Origin of the sequence: Pacificibacter maritimus, assembly GCF_003814915.1 — a bacterium.
Lineage (GTDB): Bacteria > Pseudomonadota > Alphaproteobacteria > Rhodobacterales > Rhodobacteraceae > Celeribacter > Celeribacter maritimus.
The window spans coordinates 208,089-232,503 of the sequence record NZ_RKQK01000004.1; the positions used below are offsets into that span (position 1 = coordinate 208,089).

Below are 24,415 nucleotides of genomic sequence, written 5' to 3' on the forward strand. Positions count from 1 at the left end.
AAAGGCAAAGCGCGGTTTTGATCGGCATTTTATTTTGCTAAGAATTCGTTGCTTGACAGAAAACAACGAGGCGGATAGCAAGATGTTAACGATAACATATCCAGAAGAGGTGGCTGGATATCAAACGTATGGGAGGATGCGGTGTGAAACTGTGGAACACGCTTTGGCGTTTCGTTGATGTTATTATGGCGCTGCTATTAACCGCGATGATTATTCTGGTCTTTGCCAACGTAGTGCTGCGCTATGGCTTTTCGTCGAGCTTGCGTCCATCGGTGGAGCTGTCCCGTTTGGGGTTGGTTTGGTTGGTGATGCTGGGTGCCGCGGTCGTACTGCGCCGCGGTGAGCATTTAGCAGTTGCTGAATTCTCTGAAGTATTGCTCCCGCGACTGGTGCCTTTTTTGCGTCGCTGCGTGTACGTTGTTGTGCTTGTGTCGGTACTGATGCTGTTTTGGGGTGCTTTTCGGCAGATGAACGCGAACTGGAACAATATCTCGCAACTCACAGGATTGCCTTCGGCGCTCTTATATTTGGCAGGTGTGATTTCCTCGATTTTGATGACAATGATCGCAGCTATTCGGGTGTTTAATCCGGATGCTTTGCTGCCAGACGAAAAGAAGAACGGGGCGGCCAAATAATGACACTCGCAATTTTCCTTGGAGTCTTAATCGGCTCTATCCTGCTTGGTTTGCCTGTTGCATTCGCTTTGCTCCTTTCCGCAATGGCACTGATGCTGCATATGGATTTGTTCAGTGCAGATATTCTGGCGCAGTCTCTGATCAACGGCGTCGATAGTTTTCCTTTGCTTGCGATTCCATTCTTTTTGGTTGCGGGTGAGGTGATGTCTGTAGGGGGTCTTTCCAAGCGGATTGTCCGCATGGCCACCTCGTTAGTGGGTCACAAAAAGGGTGGCTTGGGCTATGTTGCGATTTTGACAGCAGTGCTTTTGGCGGGTTTGTCTGGCTCGGCAGTGGCCGATGCTGCTGCATTGGTGTCGATCCTATATCCGATGATGCGTAAGGCAGGGTACCCCGAAGGGCGTTCTGTTGGCCTATTGGCATCTGGCGGAATTATTGCGCCTGTCATTCCGCCGTCATTACCGCTGATTTTGATCGGTGTTGCAGGTAATATTTCGATCAAAAACCTGTTTCTTGGCGGTATTGTTCCTGGCTTGATTATGGGCGGAACCTTGATGTTGGTTTGGTCTGTATTGATGCGCAAGGAAGATCTGGAAACCATGCCGCGTGCAGACAAGGCTGAGCGTCGTCAAGCATTGCGCGATGGCTTTTGGGCGCTGCTGCTTCCTGTCATTATTATTGGTGGCATTCGCTTTGGTATCTTCACGCCGACCGAGGCTGCCGTTGTCGCCGCTGTTTATGCGATCTTTATCTCAACAGTGATCTATCGCGAAATGTCGCTGCGCTTGATGTTCAAGGTTTTGATCCGCGCTGGGCGTTCTACCGCGATGGTAATGTTCCTTGTGGGCTGCGCCATGGTTGCAGCTTGGCTTATTACCGTGGCGCAATTGCCCCAACAATTGGCAGGGATGCTTGGGCCGCTGATCGATAATCCGCGTGTGTTGATGGCCGTCATCATGATCTTGGTCTTGTTGGTCGGCATGGTTATGGATCTGTCCCCTACCATTCTGATCCTTGTCCCCCTTTTGATGCCTGTCGTCAAAATGGCTGGCATCGACCCAGTTTATTTCGGTCTGATGTTTGTGATCAATTGTTCGATCGGCCTAATAACGCCCCCTGTTGGCACGGTGTTGAACGTGGTCTGTGGTGTTGGCGGTGTGAAAATGTCTGAAGCGGTGCGCGGCGTTGCCCCGTTCATTCTATCGTATCTGGTGATTTTGGCGCTGTTTGTGGCGGTGCCAAGTATCATCACGACCCCGATGAAATGGTTCATCGGATAATAGTCTTGGAGGAGATTAAAATGAAGAATACTATGACGCGGCTTATGCTTGCTACGGCATTTTTGGTTGGCACGACGGGAGCGAGCTTGGCAGAGGTGAAACTAAAATTGGCGCATGCTGCTCCTGAAACTGATTTGCAGCAAGATTTCTCAGTGTTCTTTCAAGAACAAGTTGCAGAACGCACCAATGGCGAAGTTACTGTTCAGATTTTCCCTCAGGGCCAATTAGGCAATGACGCCGCAATGATCGACGGTACGCGTGCGGGAATCATCGATATCGCGATGGTTGGGTTGAACAACTACTCTGGTTTGATGCCTGAATCCGCTGCTTTCACTTTGCCATTTATGTTCCCTACTCGTGAAACTGCCTATTCAGTTCTTGACGGCGATGTAGGCCAAAGCGTTCTGGACAAGTTTGAAGATCATGGTTTGAAAGGCCTTGGTTTCCCTGAAAACGGCTACCGCAACATGACCAACGACCGTGGCCCGATCCGTACACCTGCAGATGTTGAAGGTCTGCAAATGCGCGTGAACAACTCGATCGCCTTGAACGATATGTTCGACGCACTTGGGGCCAACCCACAGCAAATCCCTGTGGCCGAGCTATACACAGCTTTGGAAACCGGCGTTGTGGACAGCCAAGATCACCCGATTGGCGTGACATTGTCGTTCAAGTTCTACGAAGTGCAAGAGTACCTCAGCTTGACGCGTCACGCCTACGCACCTCTTGCTGTTGCGATGAACTTGAAAAAATTTGATGGCCTGACAGCAGAGCAACAGCAAGTGATCCTTGATGTCGCAGGCGAAGCTGTCGATATGCAGCGCGAACTGAGCATTGCGAAAGAAGATGAAATGATCGCGCAACTTGAAGCCGAAGGCATGAAAGTGAACCGTGATGTTGATGGTGCAGCATTCCAAGAAATGGTGGCACCCGTGTGGAACAATTTCATCGAAGAAAACGGCGATACATTGGTCAACGCAATCCGCGAAGCCTCCATGTAAACACTGACGTCTTTTCATAAATCGGATTGGCCCAGTCTTGTCGTCGGCTGGGCCATTCTAATTCCTCGGTAGCGAGGTTCGAGACAGCAGGTTTATGCGTCGACCGACACGCCTGATCTGAATGTCCACGTCTGCTGATGTGGCCACATAGCTGCAAAAACTCTCAGGCAAGCACATCGCTATCAACCAGACTTTTGTGCGCTAAGCACTCTGACTGGTCGCCTATTTTGAAAAGGAGAAACTATGACTCTTAAAATTGCTTTGATCGGGGCAGGAGCAATGGGCGGTGCGATTGGCACACGTCTAGCGCAAACTGGACAGACCTTGCATGTGTTTGATCCCGATAGCGAAAAAGTCGCGGAACTCGTGGCGCACGGGGCGATTGCCGCGGCGTCTGCAGCGGATGCAGCGGCGGCCAGCGATTATGTGATCACTAGCCTGAATGCGCCTCGTATCGTGGATATGGCAATTTTTGGTGAGGCAGGTGTTGCAGCTGGCGCCAAGGCTGGCACTTTGATTATCGATATGTCGTCGATTGATCCTGAGGCTACCAAAGAACTGGCCGACAAAGCCGCCGAAAAAGGATTGCGCTGGGTGGACAGCCCGCTTTCGGGTGGCGCGCCAAAAGCATTGATTGGCGAGTTGACTTTGATGGCGGGTGGTGCCGCCGAAGACGTAGCAGACGCTCACAACGTGTTGCAGCATGTCGCCACCAATTATACGCATATGGGGCCCGTTGGTGCAGGTCAGACCACAAAGTTGATCAATCAGGTCTTGTGTGGCTTGAACTTCCTTGCCGTGGCAGAAGCCACGCAACTGGCGCTGGATGCTGGTGTAGATGCTGCCAAGATCCCGACAGCCCTGAAAGGTGGGCGGGCCGACAGCGCGATCTTGCAAGAATACATGCCGCGCTATGTTGAAAAAGATTACCGGCGTACGGGCCGGATCGACAACATGGTTAAGGATTTAAATGGTGCGCAAGATCTGGCACGGCGCACCAATACCGCTATGCCAATGACTGCAATCTGTGCCGAAGTGCACCGACTGCTGACCGCCAAAGGATTGGGGGGAGAAGATCAGGCTGCCCTTATGGAATATTTCACCGGGAAACAGGAGCTTCCAGAATGATCACCCGTTTTGCCATCTTTGAAGGCACAATCAACGCAGGCCAAGACGAAGAATTTCGTGCGGCTGTAAAGGCAGAAATCTTGCCTCATTGGCTATCATTCCCTGGTGCGCGCGATGTGCGTTTGTCGTTCACCGAAGAGGCAGATGAGGGCGCGCCGTCGATCCCAATGATCTTGCAGATCGATTATGATGATATGGCCGCAGTTGATGCCGCCTTGGCCTCGCCCGAACGCGGTGCGGCGAAAGCGGCAACTGAAAACCTGCTTCCACGTTTCTTTACGGGGCGGATTCATCACCACATCACAACGAAAGTGGTTTGATATAGGGGCCTGCGTGCGGAGCGGTGCGCAGGCTCGATTTAGGGGTTTTGATGTCTTTAGCTTCCTTTGTCGTCCCGCGGTTACATCCACTGACGGCATAGGATATTGTTGCATGGAAGTGATTGAACCCTAAGAATAGCACTGACCGAATAAGGGCTCCTTGATGAAACGCAACCCGACGATGAAAGATGTCGCGCTTGAAGCTGGCGTGTCTGTGATGACTGTCAGTCGTGCGTTCAAACAGGATACATCTGTAGGACGCGAAACGCGTGAAAAAATCCGCGAGACTGCAGATCGTCTGGGCTATGTTTTTGATGTGACAGCCGCAAATCTACGCACCCAGCGCAGTGACTTTATTGCCGTTACAATTCCTTCACTGAACAATGCCAACTTTGCGGCGACTGTGGTGTCATTGACCTCGCGCCTGAGTGAGGCAGGGTATCAGGTGTTACTGGGGCATACGAATTACGACATGGATCGTGAAGAGCAGTTGATCGGGCAGTTCTTGCGTCGTCGTCCCGAAGCGATCGTCGTGACTGGCAGTCACCATACAGATCGCGCGCGTCACCTGCTTTCGAATGCGGGCGTACCTGTGATTGAAACTTGGGACACCCCAAAAAACCCAATCGGTCATGTGGTGGGATTTTCAAATGCCTCTACCATGCGCTTTCTTGTTGACCACCTGATTGGTCAGGGTCGCAGGCGTATCGCCTTTATGGGCGGCGACTCAGAAAGCGACACACGTGGTCAAGATCGTCGCGCGGGTTTTTGTGATGCGATGGCCCATCACGGGCTGCCATCAGATCGTTTGATCGGGTCGGGTGCGCCACAAAAGCCGATGCTGAAAGGGGCCTTGGCTATGGCCGACCTTCTGTCGCAATTTCCTGATACTGATGCGATTATTTGCGTGTCTGATCTCGTGGGATTTGGGGCGCTTTCCGAATGTCAACGTCGTGGTATTTCGGTCCCTGATCAGATCGCAATCGCGGGGTTTGGTGCCTATGATATTGCCGAGATTTGTGTGCCTACTCTGACAACAATCGACCCTAAACCTATTGAAATTGGCCTGCACACCGCGGACTTGGTGCTGCAACTTCTCAAAGATCCAACCGATGTGGAAAACAAACTGATCACTCCGATGCTTCGGCTCGGGCAGTCCACCAGTGTCTAAGGGAATGGCGAAAATTTTGTCTCTAGATATTACGTGCAGAGCGCTATGTGTAGATTACCTTCGTTCCAAAGGCGTCACACTGCGCCCTACATTCCGAAGACAATTCTTTGTCGGTAATAAACGCAGAAATACTGCGCATTGAAGCGACGAAAGCTGGCGCTTTTCTGTCGAATTTCGTGCTATCAGAGACAAGTGTTACATGGTCACTTTGCTCAATAATCGTCTTACTCACGCTGACTTCCTGCATGTCAAAATCCATCAGATCCCCGTTTTGCCGCAAGGCAGAACAACCAATAACCGCATGATCAAATCTAAATTGTTGAATGGAATTCTTAGCGATGGCCCCAGTCAGTCCACCGTCAGATCGCCGCAGCTGTCCGCCTGTTACGACGACATCAATTTGTTTATTGGCGGATAAAATTCCAGCGATATTGATATTGTTCGTAACCACCAAAAGGCCTTCATGGCTTAATAATTCGGCCGCAACGGCTTCTGTTGTTGTGCCGATATTCAAGAAAACGGCGCAATCATTTGGGATCGTTTTGGCGCAGATACGCGCGATGTCGACTTTCGAGGCTTGATTCAACCCGCGCCGTTCATTGTAGGCGATGTTCATTGTCGTCGATGGCAGTATTGCGCCGCCATGCACGCGCTCAAGTTCACCTGAATCCGCGAGCTCTGTTAGGTCGCGGCGTATGGTTTGTGGCGTTACGCCAAAGTGTTCCACTAAGCCTTCGACGGTTACTTTACCTTCGCGTCGCGCGATCCCGATGATTTCCGGCTTTCTAATGGTCTGCGCCATATACCTCTCCTTTTCGCTTTTGATTGTTTTACTACAAAAATCGTAGAAGTCACAATAAAGCCCAATTGATTCCGTGATAAATTACGCCACACAGACGCAAACAAGGCCGAACCATAGTGGAAATTTATTAATATAAATTCATAAAAACAGTATATTACAATGTTTCGATCAAAAACGAACATTTATGTCTTCCTTTTGTCACCAAAATTTGCAATCTTTTCGACGGCGCAGGCTGGGAGATCTGCGCGGGGAGGTAGACATGAAACCTGACTTTGATCTTTTGGTCATCGGCGGCGGCATCAATGGATGTGGCATTGCGCGAGATGCCGCGGGGCGTGGCCTAAGCGTCTGCTTGGCCGAGATGAATGATCTCGGGTCAGCGACATCGGGAGCTTCAACAAAGCTCTTTCATGGCGGTCTAAGATATCTAGAGTACTTTGAATTCAGGCTGGTGCGCGAAGCGCTTCGTGAGCGGGAAAACCTATTAAGGGCTATGCCGCATATTTCATGGCCAATGCGTTTCGTTTTGCCCTACCACAAAAGCATGAAATTCGACATGTCCACGCCCACATCGAAGCTTTTGGGTGCGGTGATGCCATGGATGAAGGGTCGTCGACCCGCATGGCTTATTCGCCTTGGATTGTTTATCTATGATAACCTTGGTGGACGAAAAATATTGCCGCCAACATCTTCACTGAATTTGCGAAATACACTCGAGGGAAAAGAGCTAAACCCGAAATTTGAAAAAGCTTACGAATACTCTGATTGCTGGGTCGAAGATTCCAGATTGGTTGTTTTGAATGCACGTGATGCACAGCGACGTGGAGCTGATATTCGCACCCGTTCCAAAGTTGTTGGCGCTGAAGTCACCGATGGTATTTGGCGTGTAAAAATTGAAGATACCGAAACAGGACAAACAGACATCGTAACGGCGTCTATGGTTGTGAATGCTGGCGGCCCTTGGGTTGGGGATGTATTGCGCACGACTTTGCGTAGCAATTCACAAGCGGGTGTTCGTTTGGTGCGGGGCAGTCATATTGTCACCAAAAAACTGTTTGACCACGACAAGTGCTACTTCTTTCAGGGCACTGATGGGCGCATTATTTTCGCCATTCCTTACGAGACTGATTACACACTTATTGGCACCACGGATCATGATCATGCGGATGCATCCGTCAAACCAGAATGCACACCGCAAGAGCAGGAGTACCTGATCACTTTCATCAACGGTTACCTTGCTAAACCCATTTCAAACGATGATGTGGTTTGGACATATTCAGGTGTGAGACCGCTTTATGATGACGGCGCTAGCACGGCTTCGGCTGCAACGCGTGACTATGTTTTGAAACTCGATGAAACGCGCGGCGCCCCTTCTTTGAATGTTTTTGGTGGGAAAATCACGACGTACCGCTGCTTGGCTGAAAGCGCGCTGGAAGAAATCGAAAAAGTTTTGCCCGTGACCGCAAAGCCGTGGACTGCAGGTGTTGCCTTGCCTGGCGGTGATTTCCCTGTCGATGGTGTCGGTGCGTTGATCAAGGAAGCAAAAGCATCATACCCGTTCTTGTCGGACCGCTTAGCGCTACGGCTTGTGCGTGCTTACGGTACAGAGCTCGCGCAAATTTTGGGTGAGGCAAAGGCTGAACAGGCGCTTGGTATAAATTTCGGCGCTGACTTGTTCCAAAACGAAGTTCAGTGGCTGATCGACAATGAATATGTGCGCTGCGCTGATGATATCGTGTGGCGCAGAAGCAAACTTGGACTGCGCATGAGCCATGAACAGATCGCCAAACTGGATGACTGGATCGTGAAGCGGCTGTCGGAGCAACCCGCTGCGGCAATCGAAGAAGAGGACTAAGAAATGGCGTTAGAATTAAAAGGTGTTTCGAAATCTGTTGATGGGATGGTGCATATTCATCCGACCGATTTAACACTGGAAAAGGGCACGATGAACGTGCTGCTTGGCCCTACTTTGTCTGGTAAAACATCTTTGATGCGGCTGATGGCTGGGCTTGATGTGCCGACAGAGGGCACTGTCCACTGGGAAGGTCAGGATGTAACAGGCATGCGCGTGCAAGACCGTAAAATTGCCATGGTTTATCAGCAGTTCATCAACTATCCGTCGATGACTGTTTTCGAAAACATCGCCTCGCCACTCAAACTTATGGGGAAATCATCGTCTGAAATTAAGGCGGCTGTGCTAAAGGCAGCAGACCTGATGCAACTGACGCCGATGTTACAACGCAAGCCCCTAGAGTTGTCGGGTGGTCAGCAACAGCGCTGCGCTTTGGCGCGCGCCTTGGTCAAAGATGCAGGGTTGGTTTTGTTGGACGAACCGCTTGCGAACCTTGATTACAAACTGCGTGAAGAATTGCGTGTCGAAATTCCCAAGATTTTTGAAGAAGCGGGATCGATTTTTGTTTACGCAACAACTGAACCTGAAGAGGCACTACTGCTGGGTGGAAATACTGCAGCCTTGTGGGAAGGGCGCGTGCGTCAGTTCGATCTCACGCCAAGGGTATACCGCCAACCGACTGATGCCACGACGGCACGCGTGTTCAGCGATCCGCCTATGAACTTTTTAAAGGTCTCGAAAGCAGGATCGAAGATTACATTTGGCGATGATCGCAGTACCGATGCAACTGGCCCTATGTCGGCCCTAGCAGATGGTCGCTATGTTGCTGGATTCCGCCCCAACCATGTTGAAATCAAGGCGCATACAGAAACCGCTCTTGCCTTTGATACCAAACTGATCGTGACCGAGCTGACAGGATCCGAAACCTTCGTCCACCTCGACCACGACGGACAGAAGTGGGTTGGATTAATCCACGGGGTTCATGACCTGAAATTGGGGGCTGCACTACAAGTGTTTATCGACCCAAGTCACGTTTATATATTCAATGAAAATGGCGACCTAGTTGCGCCAGCGTCCTACGCGTTAGCGGCATAAGGAGAAGGACAATGGCAAAAATCACCCTCGATAACCTTGCGCATTCGTATTATCCGAACCCAAAAGGCGAAGATGATTTCGCGCTTAAGGAGCTGAACCACAATTGGGCTGACGGCGAAGCCTATGCATTGTTGGGTTCCTCTGGTTGCGGTAAGTCGACCTTGCTGAATATTATTTCTGGCTTGTTGCACCCGTCACAAGGGCGCATTTTGTTCGACGACAAAGATGTGACCCATGCTTCGACTGCGGATCGAAACATTGCGCAGGTATTCCAGTTTCCCGTGGTCTATGACACGATGACGGTGCGCAATAATCTGGCGTTCCCTTTGAAAAACCGTGGCGCTGATCCAAAATATATCGCGCAACGTGTCCAGCAGATTGGACAGATGATCGGCATGGAAGCTGAGCTGGACAATCGCGCACGTGGATTGACAGCTGACGCCAAGCAAAAGATTAGCTTGGGGCGCGGAATGGTGCGTGAAGATGTAAACGCGCTGCTATTTGATGAACCGTTGACTGTGATCGACCCTCATATGAAATGGGAGCTGCGCACACAGTTGAAATCGCTTCATCACGAATTCGGTCACACAATGATTTACGTGACCCATGATCAGACCGAAGCGCTGACTTTTGCTGACAAAGTTGTGGTGATGTACGATGGTCGTGTGGTTCAAATCGGCACACCGCAAGAATTATTCGAGCGGCCCGAGCACACATTCGTTGGCTATTTCATCGGCTCTCCGGGTATGAATGTTATCCCTGCACAAGTGTCGGGTAAGCGCGCGAACGTCCATGGCTCATCGTTGAATTTGGGTCGTGGCTATGGAGATCTGACTGGCAAAGTTGAAATCGGCATTCGCCCTGAATTCGTGTCTTTGACGCAGGGCAAAGGTCTTCCGGTCACCGTGCGTCGCGTTGAAGATGTTGGCCGTCATAAAATTGTACGTGCGGATCTGTTCGGACATGAAATCAATATCGTTGCCAGTGAAGACATGCCCATTTCGGCAGATATGAACCGCGTCACATTCGATCCGAACCATATGAACGTTTATGTGAATGATTGGCTAAAAGTCGGGGAGGCCGCGTAATGGAAAAAACAGTCAACCAAAAGGCATGGTTCTTGATCCTGCCTGTTCTTTTACTTGTGGCATTTTCGGCCGTCATCCCCTTGATGACGGTGGTCAACTATTCTGTTCAAGATACCTTTGGGAACAACCAGTTCTTTTGGGCGGGTCTTGAGTGGTTCGAAGAAATGCTTCAGTCCGAACGGATGTGGGACGCACTCGGCCGTCAATTGATGTTCTCTGCGGTCATCTTGACGATCCAAGTTCCCCTCGGTGTGTTCGTTGCACTTAATATGCCAAAAAGTGGTTTTTGGTCGAGCTTTTGTTTGGTCGTCATGTCTTTGCCGCTGCTTATTCCATGGAATGTTGTAGGCACGATTTGGCAAATCTTTGGCCGCGTGGATATCGGCTTGCTGGGCTACACGCTGGACGCGCTGGGCATTTCGTATAACTACACTCAAGACACCTTTGCCGCTTGGGCGACGATTATCGTGATGGATGTCTGGCACTGGACATCACTTGTTGCACTTCTTGCTTTTGCGGGCCTCAAATCCATCCCTGATGCATATTATCAGGCGGCCAAAATTGACCAAGCCAGCCGCTGGGCCATCTTTCGCTACATCGAGCTTCCTAAGATGATGGGCGTCCTAATGATCGCGATCCTATTGCGCTTTATGGACAGCTTTATGATTTACACAGAGCCATTCGTTGTCACAGGCGGTGGGCCCGGCAATGCGACGACACTTTTGTCGATCGACCTTGTAAAAATGGCATTGGGACAATTTGATCTTGGACCCGCAGCTGCATTTTCGATCATGTACTATCTCGTAATCCTGCTCATTTCTTACGTGTTTTACACTGTGATGACCAATCTCGACAAGAAGGGTGGGTGAGCCATGTTTGACGCAACCGTAACACCGAAAAAGCGCTTTAAGGTAAAAGGGTCTGTTGTCGTAATGACAATTTACCTGCTGTTCTTGATGCTGCCAATATATTGGCTCGTCAATATGAGCTTAAAAACCAACACAGAGGTGCTCAACGAATTTACCTTGTGGCCGCGCAATCTGACTTTTGATAACTACATTAAGATCCTGACAGATCCCTCTTGGTACTCAGGTTACATCAACTCGATCATCTATGTTTTGCTAAACACTGTGATCAGTTTGTCAGTTGCCTTACCAGCAGCATATGCGTTCAGTCGCTATCATTTCATGGGTGACAAGCACCTGTTCTTTTGGTTGTTGACCAATCGTATGGCGCCGCCTGCCGTGTTCGCTTTGCCGTTTTTTCAGCTTTATTCTTCTGTTGGTCTGTTTGACACGCATATCGCTGTCGCTTTGGCGCACTGCCTGTTCAACGTGCCCTTGGCAGTTTGGATTTTGGAAGGCTTCATGCGGGGCGTGCCGAAGGAAATTGATGAGACAGCTTATATCGACGGCTACAGCTTTGGTAAGTTTTTCGTCAAAATTTTCACGCCACTTATTGCTTCAGGAATCGGTGTCGCCGCGTTCTTCTGTTTCATGTTTTCATGGGTCGAATTGTTGCTTTCACGCACGCTTACTTCGGTCGATGCAAAACCAATTTCGGCAATCATGACCCGTACACAGGGTGCAGCAGGGATCGATTGGGGGGTGCTGGCCGCAGCTGGTGTTCTGACAATTATTCCGGGTGCTTTAGTGATCTATTTCGTTCGCAATTACATCGCCAAGGGTTTTGCCCTAGGCCGCGTTTAAGGAAGGGTACATCAAATGGACTGGATGGCATGGACGACGCCCACAGCGGTTTTCTTCATTATTATTGCCTGCACCTTGGTTGTGTTCACCGTGCTTGCAATCAAATTTCCTGAGGTCCCGCGCGTTGGGATCTTAAGGACAGAGACGACCCGTGGGGATCGTCTCTTCATCACACTTCTCGGGTCTGCCTTTATCAATTTGGCATGGTTGGGAGTGGTTGGCGCAAATCAACCATATGCGCTGATTGTGTGCCTGATTTATGCCGCTGCGGTTTTCCGCTGGGCATAAAGGGGAGCGTGGTGCGTGCCAGATAAAACAATTTTGTCGCGCACCTGAAACAAATAGTTTTTCTTTAAGGGAGGAAATTATGACTATTTCATTGAAATCAAGCTCGGCGATTGTGCTGGCGCTTGGTGTGCTTGGGTCTCCAGCCTTTGCTGATATGGATGCGGCTAAGGCATTCTTGGACGCTGAGATTGGCGATGTAACGACTCTGTCTCGCGCTGATCAAGAAGCTGAAATGCAGTTTTTTGTTGATGCTGCCGTACCCTACCAAGGTATGGAAATCAAAGTTGTATCTGAAACCATTGCAACGCATGAATACGAAGCAAATGTTCTCGCGCCTGCGTTTGAAGCCATCACAGGCATCAAGGTCACGCATGACTTGATTGGCGAAGGCGATGTTGTCGAAAAACTGCAAACGCAAATGCAGTCTGGCGAAAACATTTACGATGCATATGTGAATGACTCCGATCTAATTGGTACACACTGGCGCTATAAGCAGGTGCGTAACTTGACCGATTGGATGGCTGGTGAAGGTGCGGATGTGACACTTCCAACGCTGGATGTTGATGACTTTATCGGCAGCTCTTTCACGACCGGCCCTGATGGCAAATTGTACCAATTGCCAACACAGCAGTTCGCGAACCTTTATTGGTTCCGGTATGATTGGTTCAATGACGAACAAAACAAAGCAGACTTCAAAGCGAAGTACGGCTATGATTTGGGAGTTCCTGTAAACTGGACCGCCTATGAAGACATCGCAGAATTCTTCACTGGTCGCGATCTGTCGCGTTTGGGTGTTGAAGGCGAAGTCTTTGGCAACATGGACTACGGCAAAAAAGATCCATCCTTGGGTTGGCGTTACACTGACGCGTGGATGTCTATGGCAGGCATGGGCGACGTCGGTGAGCCAAACGGCCTACCTGTTGATGAATGGGGTATTCGCGTAAACGAAAACTCTCAACCGACTGGGTCTTGTGTGGCACGCGGTGGTGCGACTAACGCACCTGCTGCAGTATATGCTGTGACCAAAGCAATCGAATGGCTCAACAAATACTCTCCACCCGCTGCGGCTGGCATGACATTTGGTGAAGCTGGACCAATTCCGGCGCAGGGCAATGTTGCTCAGCAAATGTTCTGGTACACCGCGTTTACAGCGGCAACGGTTGAGCCTGATCTGCCTGTTATGAACGAAGACGGCACGCCAAAATGGCGTATGGCGCCTTCTCCACATGGTGCATATTGGAAAGAGGGCCAGAAGATCGGTTACCAAGATGCGGGTGCTTGGACATTGATGGAATCTACACCAGTGGATCGTGCACAAGCGGCTTGGCTTTACGCTCAGTTTGTTGTGTCTAAAACCGTTGATGTTAAAAAATCTGATGTGGGTCTGACCTTTATTCGTGACACCACTATCAATTCTGATCACTTCACTGAACGCGCCCCTCGTTTGGGTGGCTTGGTTGAATTCTACCGTTCGCCTGCACGCGTTCAGTGGTCTCCAACAGGTACAAATGTTCCTGACTATCCAAAGTTGGCGCAATTGTGGTGGCAGAATATCGGTGATGCAATGTCGGGTGCGAAAACCCCACAAGAAGCTCTAGATCAGCTTTGTGCAGATCAAGAACGCGTTCTTGAGCGTCTCGAGCGTGCTGGTGTTCAAGGTGACCTTGGCCCAGTTCTGAACGAAGAAATGAGTGCTGAGCATTGGTTCTCACAGCCAGGTGCACCTTACCCTGCTTTGGAGAACGAAGACGAAGAACCAAAAACAATCGCTTACGATGAATTGGTTAAATCTTGGGAATAGGGTCAAGCCCTATCCTTTAACAAATGTGGGGCGCGCAGGCGCCCTACATCCAGGTCAAACCCGTAATTTGGTTGCCATTCACTGGCAAAGCCTAAGCCTAAGCCTAAGGGGCGGGTTGTCCGCCTTTCCCATAATGCTGCCGAATGAGACTTTGTATGAAATATGTACTTGCGATTGATCAAGGAACGACATCAACCAGAGCTATCCTATTTGACGAAGCACTACGCGTCATTGCGCAGGCCCAAGAAGAGTTCGCGCAGATTTATCCCAATTCGGGATGGGTGGAGCACGATCCACGTGACCTTTGGAGCACCACCGCTGGAACCTGCCGTGGAGTGATCGAGCGGGCAAATATTGCCGCCGCTGATGTGGTCTCGATCGGGATTACCAACCAACGCGAAACCACAATCGTCTGGGACCGCACGACAGGTGAACCGATCCACAACGCTATCGTTTGGCAAGACCGCAGGACCTCTGATTTCTGCCAAGAGCTGCGCGATGCTGGCCACTCTGATATGTTCGCCGATAGAACGGGCTTACTCATTGATCCATATTTTTCCGCGACTAAATTGAAATGGATCCTCGACAACGTTGAAGGGGCACGCGAAAAGGCCCAAAGCGGTCAATTGCTGTTTGGGACAGTGGACACGTTTCTCATTTGGAAAATCACAGGTGGAAAGTCGCATGTAACCGATGCGACAAACGCTGCTCGTACAATGCTATATGATATTCGCAAAGGCCGTTGGAGTCAGACCATTTGCGAACTTTTTGAAATTCCAATGCAAATGCTGCCGCAGGTGAAAGACAGTGCGGATGACTTTGGCCATAGCCGCCCTGACCTGTTCGGAAAACCAATCCCGATAAGTGGCGTTGCCGGTGATCAACAAGCTGCCACCATTGGTCAGGCGTGTTTTGAGCCAGGCATGTTGAAAGCGACCTATGGAACTGGCTGTTTTGCGCTTTTGAACACGGGCGATACCCCCGTGAAATCCAAAAACCGTCTGTTGACAACCATAGCCTATCAACTGGATGGCAAACCGACATATGCTCTCGAAGGCTCTATCTTTATCGCAGGGGCTGTTGTTCAGTGGTTGCGAGATGGTCTGAAAATCATCCGAGATGCTTCCGAAACTCAGCCGCTTGCGCTTGGGGCAGATGACAAACAATCCGTGGTTATGGTCCCCGCATTTACAGGGCTTGGAGCGCCCTATTGGAATCCCGAATGCCGTGGGGCTGTCTTTGGTTTAACGCGGAACTCTGGTCCAAATGAATTGGCAAGGGCCGCTTTGGAAAGCGTGGGATATCAAACCCGAGATCTTTTAGATGCGATGCGGGCTGATTGGCGAGAGGACACGCCCAATAGCGTGTTGCGCGTGGATGGCGGCATGAGTGCCTCTGATTGGGCGATGCAGTTTTTGGCCGATATCATTGACGCACCAGTGCATCGACCCAGAGTGCTAGAAACGACTGCGCTAGGGGTTGCATGGCTTGCGGGAATGAAGGTGGGAGTGATGCCTGGCCAAGAAGAGTTTGCAAATCAATGGGAGCTGGATCATCAGTTTCACTCCCAAATGGCCGAAGATGAGCGTGCGCGCAAATACGCGAACTGGCGGCGCGCGGTGAAAGCAACTTTGGAGTATTGATCCTATGTTACAGGTCACGCCCTTTTCTTTTTCGTGCAAAACGCAGGTGCATTTCGGTGAAAATGCTTCGCAACGCTTGCTTGATAATCTGCCCGTAACAACGCAGAACATCGTCTTGATCAAGGGCGTTTCCGATCGTGCGTCTGCCCCTGTGCGCGCGGTGCTGTCTCATGCCGGTCTGGCCTATGAAACACAGATTTGTGGCAGTGAACCCAGTATAGACTCGATTAACGCTCTATGGCTTGCGCTAAAAGATCGCCAAGTCGATTGTATTATCGCCTGTGGTGGTGGTTCGGTTCTTGATACGGGTAAGGCGCTGCGCTTGGCCTTGCTTAAGGGGGCGCCATTAGATGATCGTGACTTCACGATCGATCATAATGATGCTGAACAGATGCCTTTGATCGTCTTGCCAACCACAGCTGGCACTGGATCTGAAGTGACTGCAAACGCGGTGCTGTCGTCTGAGACGAAGCATTCTAAAATCAGTTTGCGCGGCCAAGGACTGGTTCCGTCTGTTGCAATCGTTGATCCCGCTTTGATGCGCGCCGCGCCCAAATCCGTTACTTTATATGCAGGGCTAGATGCCGTCGTGCAAAATATCGAAGCCTATACATCTGCGTTTGCCACGCCTTTTTCGCGTGCTCTTGCGCAGCCCGCTATTCATAGCACTTTATCTGCTCTACGCGCGGTTATAGACGACGACAGGCAGGATGCATGGGCACAACTCGCATGGGGCAGCCTGTCGAGTGGCGTTGCCTTAGCAAACGGTGGGTTGGGGGCTGTCCACGGTTTGGCTGCAGTTCTTGGTGGTGTGTACGACGCGCCGCATGGGGCCCTGTGTGGCAGGCTTTTGATACCTGTCATGACCGCAAACTTGGCTTCCTCTGCCTCTACGCCTGCTATCCAGCGTGATATCGAACTGTGCCTAAACATTATCAGCGATATATTCACGCCGATTGATCCAGCACAAAAGCTTTCTGGGCTTGAGGCTTGGCTGGATGCGCAAAGTCTACCAAGACTGGCGCATTGGGGCATTACGGCTGACAGGATAGATATCTTAGCAACGGCTGCTGCAACTGCGTCTTCCAGTTTGAAAAACCCAGTTAAACTCACGCCGGCAGAATTGGCGAAAGTGTTGAACGACGGGCTTTAAGTGAGGGGGCTAAGATCTCAAACCATCTTAATCACATCACGTGGGACCGATAGCATATAGCCTTTGCGTGCGATATTTTTAACCAAAAGCTCGCTCATCATTTGGTTACCCAAAGTATCGCGTAGGCGTTTTATCCGCGTGGCGCCAGCAGCTTCATCGCAGTCTACCGCGTTGCGCCCAGAGACCACGCCTTCGATTTCCGCACCACTAAGGACGTCATCATCTAGCCGCGCTTCGGCTAAAACGCATAGCGTTTCGATAGCCGCGCCAGTGAGTTTGAATTCCATATTGTTTAAGTAAACTGTGTTTTCAGCTCGCGAAATCAGCAGGCTGGAGATTTGTATCCCCTGCTTGTCGATTTCTGACATGCGTTTGTTCAACCCTAAGATAGTCAGTAAAAACACCAGTGATGCCACCAACAAAGCTGTGGCAAAAAGCATCAGCACGAAAATCACCACACGGTAACTGGTTAAGGTATCTGAAAAAGCTGTCCCAGATTGCGCTAAGATTTCAAGCAACTTGATTTCGGCATTGGATGTCAGGTTGTCGTTCTCAACAAAGATCGCTTCAACGCGTGCATTAAATGCATTTGCATCGGGTAGGTTCGCAAATAACACCCCCGCTGCCACCAGCAAGATTAATACAATCGCAACAATACCAAACGTCAAAACGCGCCCAGATTTTTGCCCGTCAGTAGCGGAGGAAATAGGCTCCAGCACTTTCTTTTTTCCCTTCCAATTCAGAACCCTGCACAAAGCCTAGTACGGATAAAAGCACCCAGCCATCAGCCTTGAGGCGCGGTGTCAGAGCTTTGGCAGCGGCGGCAGATGTGCAGCTGGCATCATCCAATTCTGCGATACCGTAATGCAGTTTTAAAGGGTTGTCTCGCTTGGCTTTATATTCGGCAAAGCAGGCGGCTTGACTGGCAAAGGGCATAAGCGCGAAGGCCAGCCCAATCGCAAGAATACGGGGGGGTGAGATGCTGTATGTCATGCGCTGACTTTCGCCAATTCTGCATTGTTATTCAATATCACGCCAGTCGGCGTGCCGTGATAGCCAATAACCATCCGTTGATATTGAGCGGCAGGCCTGTCGTGCTTCATTCCTGATCCATCACCTGTCGCAGTGCTTTGACGCATTGCGGATTACGTATTTGGAAAGGACTTCACATGTTCAACGTCACAAACAAACCGACCAAACGTCGCACAACCAAATTCACAGCTGCACTTGTGGCACTGTCACTCGGTGTCTCTGGCCTTTCAGCGGCACCTGCGCGCGCTGATGATGCTGATGTCGCCCGAGCGATTGGTGGCCTACTCACACTTTTCGTCATCGGTAAGGCAATCGAACAGGGATCGTCCAAGTCCAAAGCCACATCTAGACCCGCTGAAAATCCATCACGACCTGCGCGTCCGCATCGTGAGCGTAGAAGTAGTTTCGAAATTCCAAATACATGCGTGGTGAGTTTCCGCGATTCACGCTCGCGTTCTCAAAATGTTGCGTTGAAAGATTGCATGCAACGTGAACGTCATGCAGCCAACGCCTTGCCTCGTGCCTGCGAGACATCGGTCAAACTGAAACGAAACAACAAGCGCAGCGAAGCCTATGATGTCGGTTGCCTAAACAACTTTGGCTATCGCGTGTCTTATGACGACTCGCGCCGTTCAGGCCGCGCTCTGCGGTAAAGCTTTACGACATACGCGCGTTTCATGTCCCCATGTGCCGCGTTCCTTGGCGGGTGGTTCATGCGTTCCACCCGTCCTTTTGTTTTATCTTGCGTTAATTGGTGACATACGGTTTTACGAGGTATGATAAAATATACACCTGATTTTTCCTTTGAGACTGCTGCAGCAGCACGCGGCCACAAACGAATTTGTGGCGTCGATGAAGTGGGGCGTGGGCCTTTAGCGGGCCCCGTGGTCGCTGCCGCGGTTTGGCTTGATCCCAATTCGATCCCTGCAGGTCTAAACGATTCCAAAAAACTGACCTCGAAAAAACGTGAAGCTTTATACGATCAGATCTTAGAGGTTGCCGATGTATCCATCGCTTCGTGTTCGGTCGAAGAAATTGATGAAATTAACATCTTACAGGCTTCTTTGCGTGCTATGGAGCGTGCTGTCGCAGGACTTAAGACGACGTCTGATTATGTCCTAGTGGATGGCAATAAAATTCCAACGGCTTTCGGGCTTTCCGCCGAAGCAATTGTAAAAGGCGATGCGCGATCGCTTTCAATTTCGGCTGCTTCGATTGTTGCTAAAACGTGGCGTGATCGCCTTATGGTGGATTTAGCGCAACAGTACCCCGGCTATGGATGGGAAAAAAATGCAGGTTATGGCACCAAACTGCATATGGAAGGCTTGAGCAAATTTGGTGTGACCCCTCACCATAGACGTTCGTTCAAACCTATACACAATATGTTGTAGCAAGCTTTTTTATAACCCTCTGATTCAATAAAGAAATTGACCTCGAATCCCCTTTGACTCATTTTAGAAGGTACATAACGACACCAAAAATGGTGCGATTGTATCGCTCGTAAGGGCGTTTCTGTGAGGCAGAGCATGACTAAAAATACACGCAAGGAGGCGCCCGCGCTTCCGATCAATACAATTATGTCCGGTGATTGCATCGAGGCAATGAACAGTCTTCCTGAAGAATCAGTTGATCTGATTTTTGCGGACCCCCCCTATAATTTACAACTGCGCGGCGATTTACATCGCCCAGATAATTCCAAAGTTGATGCGGTTGATGATTCTTGGGATCAATTCGATAGCTTTAAAATCTACGATGATTTTACCCGTGAGTGGCTGAAAGCAGCGCGTCGCATTTTGAAACCAAATGGCGCTATCTGGGTTATCGGATCATACCATAACGTCTTCCGCCTTGGTGCTGAATTACAAAACCAAGGGTATTGGTTGCTCAACGATGTTGTCTGGCGCAAGTCCAACCCAATGCCGAATTTTCGCGGCAAACGGTTCACGAATGCACATGAGACATTGATCTGGGCATCGAAAAACGAAGGCGCAAAATACACCTTTAACTACGAAGCTTTGAAAGCCCTCAATGAAGGCATTCAAATGCGCTCAGATTGGGTTTTGCCAATTTGTAATGGCGGCGAGCGTTTGAAAAACGAAGATGGTGATAAAGCCCATCCAACGCAAAAACCACAAAGCCTGTTGCACCGCCTTTTGATTGCCACGACCAATCCCGGCGATGTTGTACTTGATCCATTCTTTGGCACGGGAACCACTGGCGCTGTAGCGAAAATGTTGGGGCGTGATTACATCGGTATCGAACGCGAAGAAAAATACCGTAAGGTTGCTGAAAAGCGTCTCAAATCCATCCGCAAATTCGATACAGAGGCTTTGAAAGTCTCGACTTCGAAACGTGCAGAACCACGTGTTCCATTCGGCCAATTGGTCGAACGCGGCATGTTGCGTCCGGGTGAAGAATTGTCATCGCTCAATGGTCGCCACAAAGCCAAGGTGCGTGCTGATGGCACGCTCGTGGGGAATGATGTCAAAGGCTCTATCCACCAAGTTGGCGCACATCTTGAAGGCGCGCCAAGCTGCAATGGATGGACCTATTGGACTTACAAACGCGATGGGCAAAACGTGCCAATCGATTTGTTACGCCAACAAATCCGCGCGGAAATGAACTAAGACATATCCCGAAAATCAGGGGCTGACCCTGCGCGGTCACCCCGAAACTGCTTGCATATAGAATAGCGCAAGACAGACTCCAACCTGCAAGGACAGCGCGTATAATTCGCGCGATCCGCGGCCCTATTGGGCTGGATTAGGGTCTGTTTTTCGCCAAATAGTTACCGCCTGATGCCTGTGGTCTGACTTCCACGGCATCCCCTTGCCCCGCCTTATGGCGGGGCTTTTTTCATTATAGGCGGGGCAAAGGATTGGTGCCCTTTTTGTAGGGCTCCCACTCTTTAAAAGTCGCAATGTCTGGGTAATATTGCTTGCGCCACGCTTTGACGCGCGGGTTCATGATCCGCCGCCACAAAGGCGGCACCATGGCTGCAAAAGTCATCACAGGATACCCATAGGGCAGTTGTGGCGCTTCCTCTTCAGAATAGTTTTGCAACAATGGGAAACGCCGATCAGGCTTGTAATGATGATCAGAGTGACGCTGTAGATTGATCAATAACCAATTGGTCGCCATTTGAGCCGCATTCCAACTGTGGTGGGGTTTGACGTGTTCATATTTTCCGTCGCCCAAATGCCTGCGGGTTAGGCCATAATGTTCAACGTAGTTTGTCAATTCAAGCTGCCAAATTGCGATAAACGCCTGCCACAAAAAAAGAGCAAACCCCATAGCGCCCCCCAGCAGTGTCGCAAAAATCAACATGGAAAGCTGCAAAATCCAGTATCGGAAATGCGGATTGCGCGGATGTAATTCAGGCAGGCCCCGACGTGCCAAAAGTGCTTTCTCTGCTTCCCATGCCGACACGGGCCCTTCGCGCAAAACACGCCAGAAAAAATGGTGAAAGCCCTCGTTATATAATGCAGTCACAGCGTCTCGGCGGGTACCGACATGTTTGTGATGCACCAGTAAGTGTTCGGTGCGAAAGTGTGAATAAAGAACTGAACTCAACAGTAAATCGCCCAACCATCGCTCTAGTCGGTTGCGTTGGTGCAGCAACTCATGAGCATAAACTATCCCGATGGTGCCAGATGAGACCCCAACACTGAAAAATAGCACAAGAATTTCAAAGCCATTCAGGTGCGTGCTATGGGTGACGTAGTAAATTAGCCCAAAGATCATCACGAACTGTACAGGGAACCAAATCAACGTGATCAGCCGATACCACAACAAGTCGCCGTCAGGCGTTTCAGTGTCGGGATTGGCTGTATTCATGCCAAGCAAGCGGTCTAAAATCGAGAACATATACCACGCATAGAGAGGCACTAAAGCGACCCAAAACCCGCCCAGTTTGGCTCCAAGGATCAACAGAGGAACAACACCCAACGAAAGCCAGAAAGGGATCGCGTTCTTAGGGCTGATGGTCGATATATTCATGTGCTGTCCTTCGCTTTTGGTCAAGCTACACGGGTATCGGTAAAATGTATCTGAGCTGAATCAAAGACTTTTCTCATCACAGTGGGCAGGTCTGATGCTTGAAATTCGTTCGCACTCAAGGTCAGGTACGGGCTTGGCGGCGCAATAGCGGTCTTGGTTGTAACGACGGTTAGGATGAGGTGAAAATGCGTAAATGTGTGCTTGATGTTGCCTTGTTGCGCCCACTCGCCTTCGAATGGCGGGGTGTTTTCTGGGGCCACGCTCCACTCCGAGCCTGGCCAACCAAGCATTCCACCGAGCAAACCTTTGTCTGGGCGGCGCTCTAATATCCAAGCGCCAGACGTAGACTGCGCGACATAGGCAAAACCATAACGTGTTGGTTTGACCGCTTTGGGCACCTTTTTAGGGAGCTGAGTAACCGTCGCATTCTTATAGGCCAAACAAGGGTCTAACCATGGGCAAATTGTACATTTTGGCGATTTAGGGGTGCAAATAGTAGCCCCTAAATCCATGATCGCTTGCGCATAGTCGCCTGGACGATTTTTGGGTGTCGTCTGACGTGCGAGGTCCGTCAAAAGCGGTTTTGACAGGGGCATTGGTTCATGCACATCATGCAAACGTGACATCACGCGCTCTACGTTTCCATCGACGACAGTTTCGGGCAAATCGAACGCGATTGCGGCCACGGATGCAGCTGTGTATGGCCCAATGCCCGGCAAGGATAAAAGCGTTTTACGATCCCGTGGAAACTCCCCGCCGAAATCTTGTGCAACAATGCGCGCACATTTCAGTAGGTTCCGGGCACGTGCGTAATATCCAAGCCCCGCCCATTCGCCCATAACTTGCTCATCAGGGGCAGCGGCTAAATCTGAAATTGTGGGCCAAAGATGTGTAAAGCGTTCAAAATACGTTTTCACTGCTGCTACGGTCGTTTGTTGTAGCATGACCTCCGACAGCCAGATTCGATATGGTTCAGGGCGCGCGCCAGCTGCGCGGGCTTGCGGGCCAATCCGCCAAGGCATCTCACGCGCGTTTTCATCGTACCAGTTCAACAGGGACAGCGCTAAGTTTTGATGATTCATAGCGTGTTTCACTCCGTCACGTAATCTTTAGCGCATGTCATCGGGTTTTGTCTGGTATCGTGGTGCGCGACAGATAGAATAGAGCGTAAGATTGGATAGACCAGATGTCGAACGCAAAAGATCAAAAGAAAAAACCACAAGGGTTTCGTCCCAAGCGGCGCAAAAAAGGCTTTGAAATGACTTCAGGGCTTTTGCAGGCGCGTATTCGCGAGGCAACAGAAACGCGTGGATTTTCAGAAATGCGCCTGTTGACGCATTGGTCTGAAATCGTTGGCACGCAAACAGCTGCGATGGCGCGACCAGTAAAGGTCACTTATGCCAAGGGTGGTTTTGGTGCAACTTTGGTGCTTTTGACCACTGGTGCTTTTGCTCCGATGTTACAAGCTGAGCTGCCAAAAATCCAAAATCGTGTGAATGCGGTATATGGATATAATGCTATCAGCCGCATTCATATCACGCAGACAGCGCCGACTGGGTTTGCCGAAGGGCGCGTTCAATTTGAACATAACGAAAAAGAAAAACGCCCCGTGCCTACGCCTCAGGTGCGCCAAGAGGCAAATGCCTTGGCACAAGGGGCGCAGGATGAAAATCTGCGCAAGGCGCTTGAAAAATTGGCCAGTAGCTTTTTAAGCCGCTCTGGCGAGACAGTGAAAAAGGTAAACTTATGAACAGACGTATTTTCTTGGCAACGACCGCATGTGCCGCTTTGGGTGGCGTGGGCGCGTATCTTTACACCTCACAGCCCAACATGACCGATATCGTGGTGACGCCCGCCAATGCGCAAGATGGCGTTGAGATCGATACATCGATGGTACCTGATTTGATCATGGGTGATGCTGATGCGCCGATTGAATTGATCGAGTATGCGTCCTACACATGCCCGCACTGTGCGAATTTTCATTCTAATGTTTTCAAGCAGTTAAAAGAAAACTATATCGATACAGGCAAAGTGAAATTTGTTTACCGCGAAGTGTATTTTGACAAGTACGGTTTGTGGGCGGCGATGGTGGCGCGCTGTGGTGGCGATCTGCGCTATTTTGGTATCCAAGGTATGTTGTACGAACAGCAATCCGATTGGATCGGTGGTGGTAAAGATGCGATGGAAATCGTTTCTAACCTGCGTACTATCGGCAAAAAAGCAGGGCTTTCTGATGCTGATTTGGATGCTTGCATGAACGACGGTGATATGGCGCAGGCAATGGTCGCAAAGTTCGAAAATGAAATGCAAGAATATGATGTTTCGGGCACACCAACCTTGGTCATCAACGGCGAAGTGAACAAGAACATGTCATATGCTGACTTGTCTGCAAAGCTTGATGCGATTCTTGACGCCTAA

At 50.2% G+C, this 24,415-nt stretch carries 26 protein-coding genes; 20 read left to right on the forward strand and 6 right to left on the reverse strand.

Annotated elements, in window-relative coordinates:
• The first annotated feature begins 143 nt into the window (after positions 1–143).
• From EDD53_RS12500 to EDD53_RS12525, 6 genes are all read left to right on the forward strand, one after another.
• Complete coding sequence (locus tag EDD53_RS12500) at positions 144–635, forward strand: TRAP transporter small permease (protein ID WP_246002385.1); 492 nt, start codon at positions 144–146, stop codon at positions 633–635.
• On the forward strand, positions 635–1,915 hold the full coding sequence (locus tag EDD53_RS12505; RefSeq protein ID WP_123793752.1) for a TRAP transporter large permease subunit: 1,281 nt from the start codon (positions 635–637) through the stop codon (positions 1,913–1,915). Before EDD53_RS12500 ends, EDD53_RS12505 begins: the two co-directional genes overlap by 1 nt.
• A 20-nt stretch (positions 1,916–1,935) precedes the next feature.
• On the forward strand, positions 1,936–2,916 hold the full coding sequence (locus EDD53_RS12510) for a DctP family TRAP transporter solute-binding subunit (RefSeq protein WP_123793754.1): 981 nt from the start codon (positions 1,936–1,938) through the stop codon (positions 2,914–2,916).
• A 243-nt stretch (positions 2,917–3,159) separates the two neighbouring features.
• A complete protein-coding gene (locus EDD53_RS12515; protein WP_123793756.1) occupies positions 3,160–4,044 on the forward strand; it encodes an NAD(P)-dependent oxidoreductase in 885 nt (294 codons plus the stop codon).
• Positions 4,041–4,364 carry a hypothetical protein gene (locus EDD53_RS12520; protein WP_123793757.1) on the forward strand — a complete coding sequence of 108 codons (324 nt, stop codon included), beginning with the start codon at positions 4,041–4,043 and terminating at the stop codon, positions 4,362–4,364. Before EDD53_RS12515 ends, EDD53_RS12520 begins: the two co-directional genes overlap by 4 nt.
• Before the next feature lie 163 nt (positions 4,365–4,527).
• A complete protein-coding gene (locus EDD53_RS12525) occupies positions 4,528–5,535 on the forward strand; it encodes a LacI family DNA-binding transcriptional regulator (protein ID WP_246002386.1) in 1,008 nt (335 codons plus the stop codon).
• A 43-nt stretch (positions 5,536–5,578) separates the two neighbouring features.
• Here the strand turns inward: EDD53_RS12525 and EDD53_RS12530 are convergent, their stop codons facing one another.
• On the reverse strand, positions 5,579–6,337 hold the full coding sequence (locus EDD53_RS12530; protein ID WP_123793759.1) for a DeoR/GlpR family DNA-binding transcription regulator: 759 nt from the start codon (positions 6,335–6,337) through the stop codon (positions 5,579–5,581).
• Between the two features lie 259 nt (positions 6,338–6,596).
• Between EDD53_RS12530 and glpD the strand changes: the two genes are divergently transcribed.
• The 9 genes from glpD (at position 6,597) to EDD53_RS12575 (ending at position 16,966) form a co-directional block, all read left to right on the forward strand.
• Entirely contained in the window at positions 6,597–8,192 is a 1,596-nt protein-coding gene (gene glpD, locus EDD53_RS12535) for a glycerol-3-phosphate dehydrogenase (RefSeq protein WP_123793761.1), read from the forward strand.
• A gap of 3 nt (positions 8,193–8,195) precedes the next feature.
• Positions 8,196–9,284, forward strand: coding sequence for an ABC transporter ATP-binding protein (locus tag EDD53_RS12540; protein ID WP_123793763.1), 1,089 nt, complete (start codon positions 8,196–8,198; stop codon positions 9,282–9,284).
• A gap of 11 nt (positions 9,285–9,295) precedes the next feature.
• The gene (locus EDD53_RS12545; protein ID WP_123793765.1) at positions 9,296–10,372 is read left to right on the forward strand and encodes an ABC transporter ATP-binding protein; all 1,077 of its coding nucleotides are present in this window, start codon (positions 9,296–9,298) and stop codon (positions 10,370–10,372) included.
• A complete protein-coding gene (locus EDD53_RS12550) occupies positions 10,372–11,241 on the forward strand; it encodes a carbohydrate ABC transporter permease (RefSeq protein WP_123793767.1) in 870 nt (289 codons plus the stop codon). Before EDD53_RS12545 ends, EDD53_RS12550 begins: the two co-directional genes overlap by 1 nt.
• A gap of 3 nt (positions 11,242–11,244) precedes the next feature.
• A complete protein-coding gene (locus tag EDD53_RS12555) occupies positions 11,245–12,081 on the forward strand; it encodes a carbohydrate ABC transporter permease (RefSeq protein WP_123793769.1) in 837 nt (278 codons plus the stop codon).
• A 15-nt stretch (positions 12,082–12,096) separates the two neighbouring features.
• Positions 12,097–12,369 (forward strand): DUF2160 domain-containing protein, encoded by a 273-nt coding sequence (locus EDD53_RS12560; RefSeq protein ID WP_123793771.1) that lies wholly within the window; start codon positions 12,097–12,099, stop codon positions 12,367–12,369.
• 79 nt (positions 12,370–12,448) lie between these two features.
• Positions 12,449–14,170 (forward strand): ABC transporter substrate-binding protein, encoded by a 1,722-nt coding sequence (locus EDD53_RS12565; protein WP_123793773.1) that lies wholly within the window; start codon positions 12,449–12,451, stop codon positions 14,168–14,170.
• 155 nt (positions 14,171–14,325) lie between these two features.
• Positions 14,326–15,813: a glycerol kinase GlpK gene (glpK, locus tag EDD53_RS12570; protein ID WP_123793775.1), complete on the forward strand. Its 1,488-nt coding sequence runs from the start codon at positions 14,326–14,328 to the stop codon at positions 15,811–15,813.
• 4 nt (positions 15,814–15,817) lie between these two features.
• Complete coding sequence (locus EDD53_RS12575) at positions 15,818–16,966, forward strand: iron-containing alcohol dehydrogenase (RefSeq protein WP_123793777.1); 1,149 nt, start codon at positions 15,818–15,820, stop codon at positions 16,964–16,966.
• Positions 16,967–16,983: 17 nt separating this feature from the next.
• Here EDD53_RS12575 and EDD53_RS12580 read toward each other — a convergent pair whose 3' ends face one another.
• From EDD53_RS12580 to EDD53_RS14875, 3 genes are read right to left on the reverse strand one after another with little or no spacing between them, the layout of a single operon-like run.
• Positions 16,984–17,685: a winged helix-turn-helix domain-containing protein gene (locus EDD53_RS12580; protein ID WP_123793779.1), complete on the reverse strand. Its 702-nt coding sequence runs from the start codon at positions 17,683–17,685 to the stop codon at positions 16,984–16,986.
• Complete coding sequence (locus EDD53_RS12585; protein ID WP_246002388.1) at positions 17,657–17,959, reverse strand: hypothetical protein; 303 nt, start codon at positions 17,957–17,959, stop codon at positions 17,657–17,659. Before EDD53_RS12585 ends, EDD53_RS12580 begins: the two co-directional genes overlap by 29 nt.
• A complete protein-coding gene (locus tag EDD53_RS14875; RefSeq protein ID WP_170162757.1) occupies positions 17,956–18,105 on the reverse strand; it encodes a hypothetical protein in 150 nt (49 codons plus the stop codon). Before EDD53_RS14875 ends, EDD53_RS12585 begins: the two co-directional genes overlap by 4 nt.
• A 30-nt stretch (positions 18,106–18,135) precedes the next feature.
• On the opposite strand from EDD53_RS14875, the gene EDD53_RS12590 reads away from it, so the two are divergent.
• The 3 genes from EDD53_RS12590 to EDD53_RS12600 all read left to right on the forward strand — a co-directional run bounded on the left by EDD53_RS12590 (position 18,136) and on the right by EDD53_RS12600 (position 20,625).
• On the forward strand, positions 18,136–18,651 hold the full coding sequence (locus EDD53_RS12590; protein ID WP_123793781.1) for a hypothetical protein: 516 nt from the start codon (positions 18,136–18,138) through the stop codon (positions 18,649–18,651).
• A gap of 123 nt (positions 18,652–18,774) precedes the next feature.
• Positions 18,775–19,389: a ribonuclease HII gene (locus tag EDD53_RS12595; RefSeq protein ID WP_123793782.1), complete on the forward strand. Its 615-nt coding sequence runs from the start codon at positions 18,775–18,777 to the stop codon at positions 19,387–19,389.
• Positions 19,390–19,524: 135 nt separating this feature from the next.
• Positions 19,525–20,625 carry a site-specific DNA-methyltransferase gene (locus EDD53_RS12600; RefSeq protein ID WP_123793784.1) on the forward strand — a complete coding sequence of 367 codons (1,101 nt, stop codon included), beginning with the start codon at positions 19,525–19,527 and terminating at the stop codon, positions 20,623–20,625.
• A gap of 232 nt (positions 20,626–20,857) precedes the next feature.
• On the opposite strand, the gene EDD53_RS12605 is transcribed toward EDD53_RS12600, so the two are convergent.
• Complete coding sequence (locus tag EDD53_RS12605) at positions 20,858–21,997, reverse strand: alkane 1-monooxygenase (protein WP_123793786.1); 1,140 nt, start codon at positions 21,995–21,997, stop codon at positions 20,858–20,860.
• Between the two features lie 20 nt (positions 21,998–22,017).
• Positions 22,018–23,079 (reverse strand): A/G-specific adenine glycosylase, encoded by a 1,062-nt coding sequence (gene mutY, locus EDD53_RS12610; RefSeq protein ID WP_123793788.1) that lies wholly within the window; start codon positions 23,077–23,079, stop codon positions 22,018–22,020.
• 104 nt (positions 23,080–23,183) lie between these two features.
• Between mutY and EDD53_RS12615 the strand changes: the two genes are divergently transcribed.
• Both EDD53_RS12615 and EDD53_RS12620 read left to right on the forward strand, forming a co-directional pair.
• Positions 23,184–23,747, forward strand: coding sequence for a DUF721 domain-containing protein (locus EDD53_RS12615; RefSeq protein WP_123793790.1), 564 nt, complete (start codon positions 23,184–23,186; stop codon positions 23,745–23,747).
• Complete coding sequence (locus EDD53_RS12620; protein ID WP_123793792.1) at positions 23,744–24,415, forward strand: DsbA family protein; 672 nt, start codon at positions 23,744–23,746, stop codon at positions 24,413–24,415. Before EDD53_RS12615 ends, EDD53_RS12620 begins: the two co-directional genes overlap by 4 nt.

What these genes read in the sequence shown, in the direction of transcription:
- EDD53_RS12505 (WP_123793752.1), top strand. Translation starts at nt 635, where the DNA reads ATGACACTCGCAATTTTCCTTGGAGTCTTAATCGGCTCTATCCTGCTT.
- EDD53_RS12510 (WP_123793754.1), top strand. Translation starts at nt 1,936, where the DNA reads ATGAAGAATACTATGACGCGGCTTATGCTTGCTACGGCATTTTTGGTT.
- EDD53_RS12515 (WP_123793756.1), top strand. Translation starts at nt 3,160, where the DNA reads ATGACTCTTAAAATTGCTTTGATCGGGGCAGGAGCAATGGGCGGTGCG.
- EDD53_RS12520 (WP_123793757.1), top strand. Translation starts at nt 4,041, where the DNA reads ATGATCACCCGTTTTGCCATCTTTGAAGGCACAATCAACGCAGGCCAA.
- EDD53_RS12525 (WP_246002386.1), top strand. Translation starts at nt 4,528, where the DNA reads ATGAAACGCAACCCGACGATGAAAGATGTCGCGCTTGAAGCTGGCGTG.
- EDD53_RS12530 (WP_123793759.1), bottom strand. Translation starts at nt 6,337, where the DNA reads ATGGCGCAGACCATTAGAAAGCCGGAAATCATCGGGATCGCGCGACGC.
- glpD (WP_123793761.1), top strand. Translation starts at nt 6,597, where the DNA reads ATGAAACCTGACTTTGATCTTTTGGTCATCGGCGGCGGCATCAATGGA.
- EDD53_RS12540 (WP_123793763.1), top strand. Translation starts at nt 8,196, where the DNA reads ATGGCGTTAGAATTAAAAGGTGTTTCGAAATCTGTTGATGGGATGGTG.
- EDD53_RS12545 (WP_123793765.1), top strand. Translation starts at nt 9,296, where the DNA reads ATGGCAAAAATCACCCTCGATAACCTTGCGCATTCGTATTATCCGAAC.
- EDD53_RS12550 (WP_123793767.1), top strand. Translation starts at nt 10,372, where the DNA reads ATGGAAAAAACAGTCAACCAAAAGGCATGGTTCTTGATCCTGCCTGTT.
- EDD53_RS12555 (WP_123793769.1), top strand. Translation starts at nt 11,245, where the DNA reads ATGTTTGACGCAACCGTAACACCGAAAAAGCGCTTTAAGGTAAAAGGG.
- EDD53_RS12560 (WP_123793771.1), top strand. Translation starts at nt 12,097, where the DNA reads ATGGACTGGATGGCATGGACGACGCCCACAGCGGTTTTCTTCATTATT.
- EDD53_RS12565 (WP_123793773.1), top strand. Translation starts at nt 12,449, where the DNA reads ATGACTATTTCATTGAAATCAAGCTCGGCGATTGTGCTGGCGCTTGGT.
- glpK (WP_123793775.1), top strand. Translation starts at nt 14,326, where the DNA reads ATGAAATATGTACTTGCGATTGATCAAGGAACGACATCAACCAGAGCT.
- EDD53_RS12575 (WP_123793777.1), top strand. Translation starts at nt 15,818, where the DNA reads ATGTTACAGGTCACGCCCTTTTCTTTTTCGTGCAAAACGCAGGTGCAT.
- EDD53_RS12585 (WP_246002388.1), bottom strand. Translation starts at nt 17,959, where the DNA reads ATGACATACAGCATCTCACCCCCCCGTATTCTTGCGATTGGGCTGGCC.
- EDD53_RS14875 (WP_170162757.1), bottom strand. Translation starts at nt 18,105, where the DNA reads ATGCGTCAAAGCACTGCGACAGGTGATGGATCAGGAATGAAGCACGAC.
- EDD53_RS12590 (WP_123793781.1), top strand. Translation starts at nt 18,136, where the DNA reads ATGTTCAACGTCACAAACAAACCGACCAAACGTCGCACAACCAAATTC.
- EDD53_RS12595 (WP_123793782.1), top strand. Translation starts at nt 18,775, where the DNA reads ATGATAAAATATACACCTGATTTTTCCTTTGAGACTGCTGCAGCAGCA.
- EDD53_RS12600 (WP_123793784.1), top strand. Translation starts at nt 19,525, where the DNA reads ATGACTAAAAATACACGCAAGGAGGCGCCCGCGCTTCCGATCAATACA.
- EDD53_RS12605 (WP_123793786.1), bottom strand. Translation starts at nt 21,997, where the DNA reads ATGAATATATCGACCATCAGCCCTAAGAACGCGATCCCTTTCTGGCTT.
- mutY (WP_123793788.1), bottom strand. Translation starts at nt 23,079, where the DNA reads ATGAATCATCAAAACTTAGCGCTGTCCCTGTTGAACTGGTACGATGAA.
- EDD53_RS12615 (WP_123793790.1), top strand. Translation starts at nt 23,184, where the DNA reads ATGTCGAACGCAAAAGATCAAAAGAAAAAACCACAAGGGTTTCGTCCC.
- EDD53_RS12620 (WP_123793792.1), top strand. Translation starts at nt 23,744, where the DNA reads ATGAACAGACGTATTTTCTTGGCAACGACCGCATGTGCCGCTTTGGGT.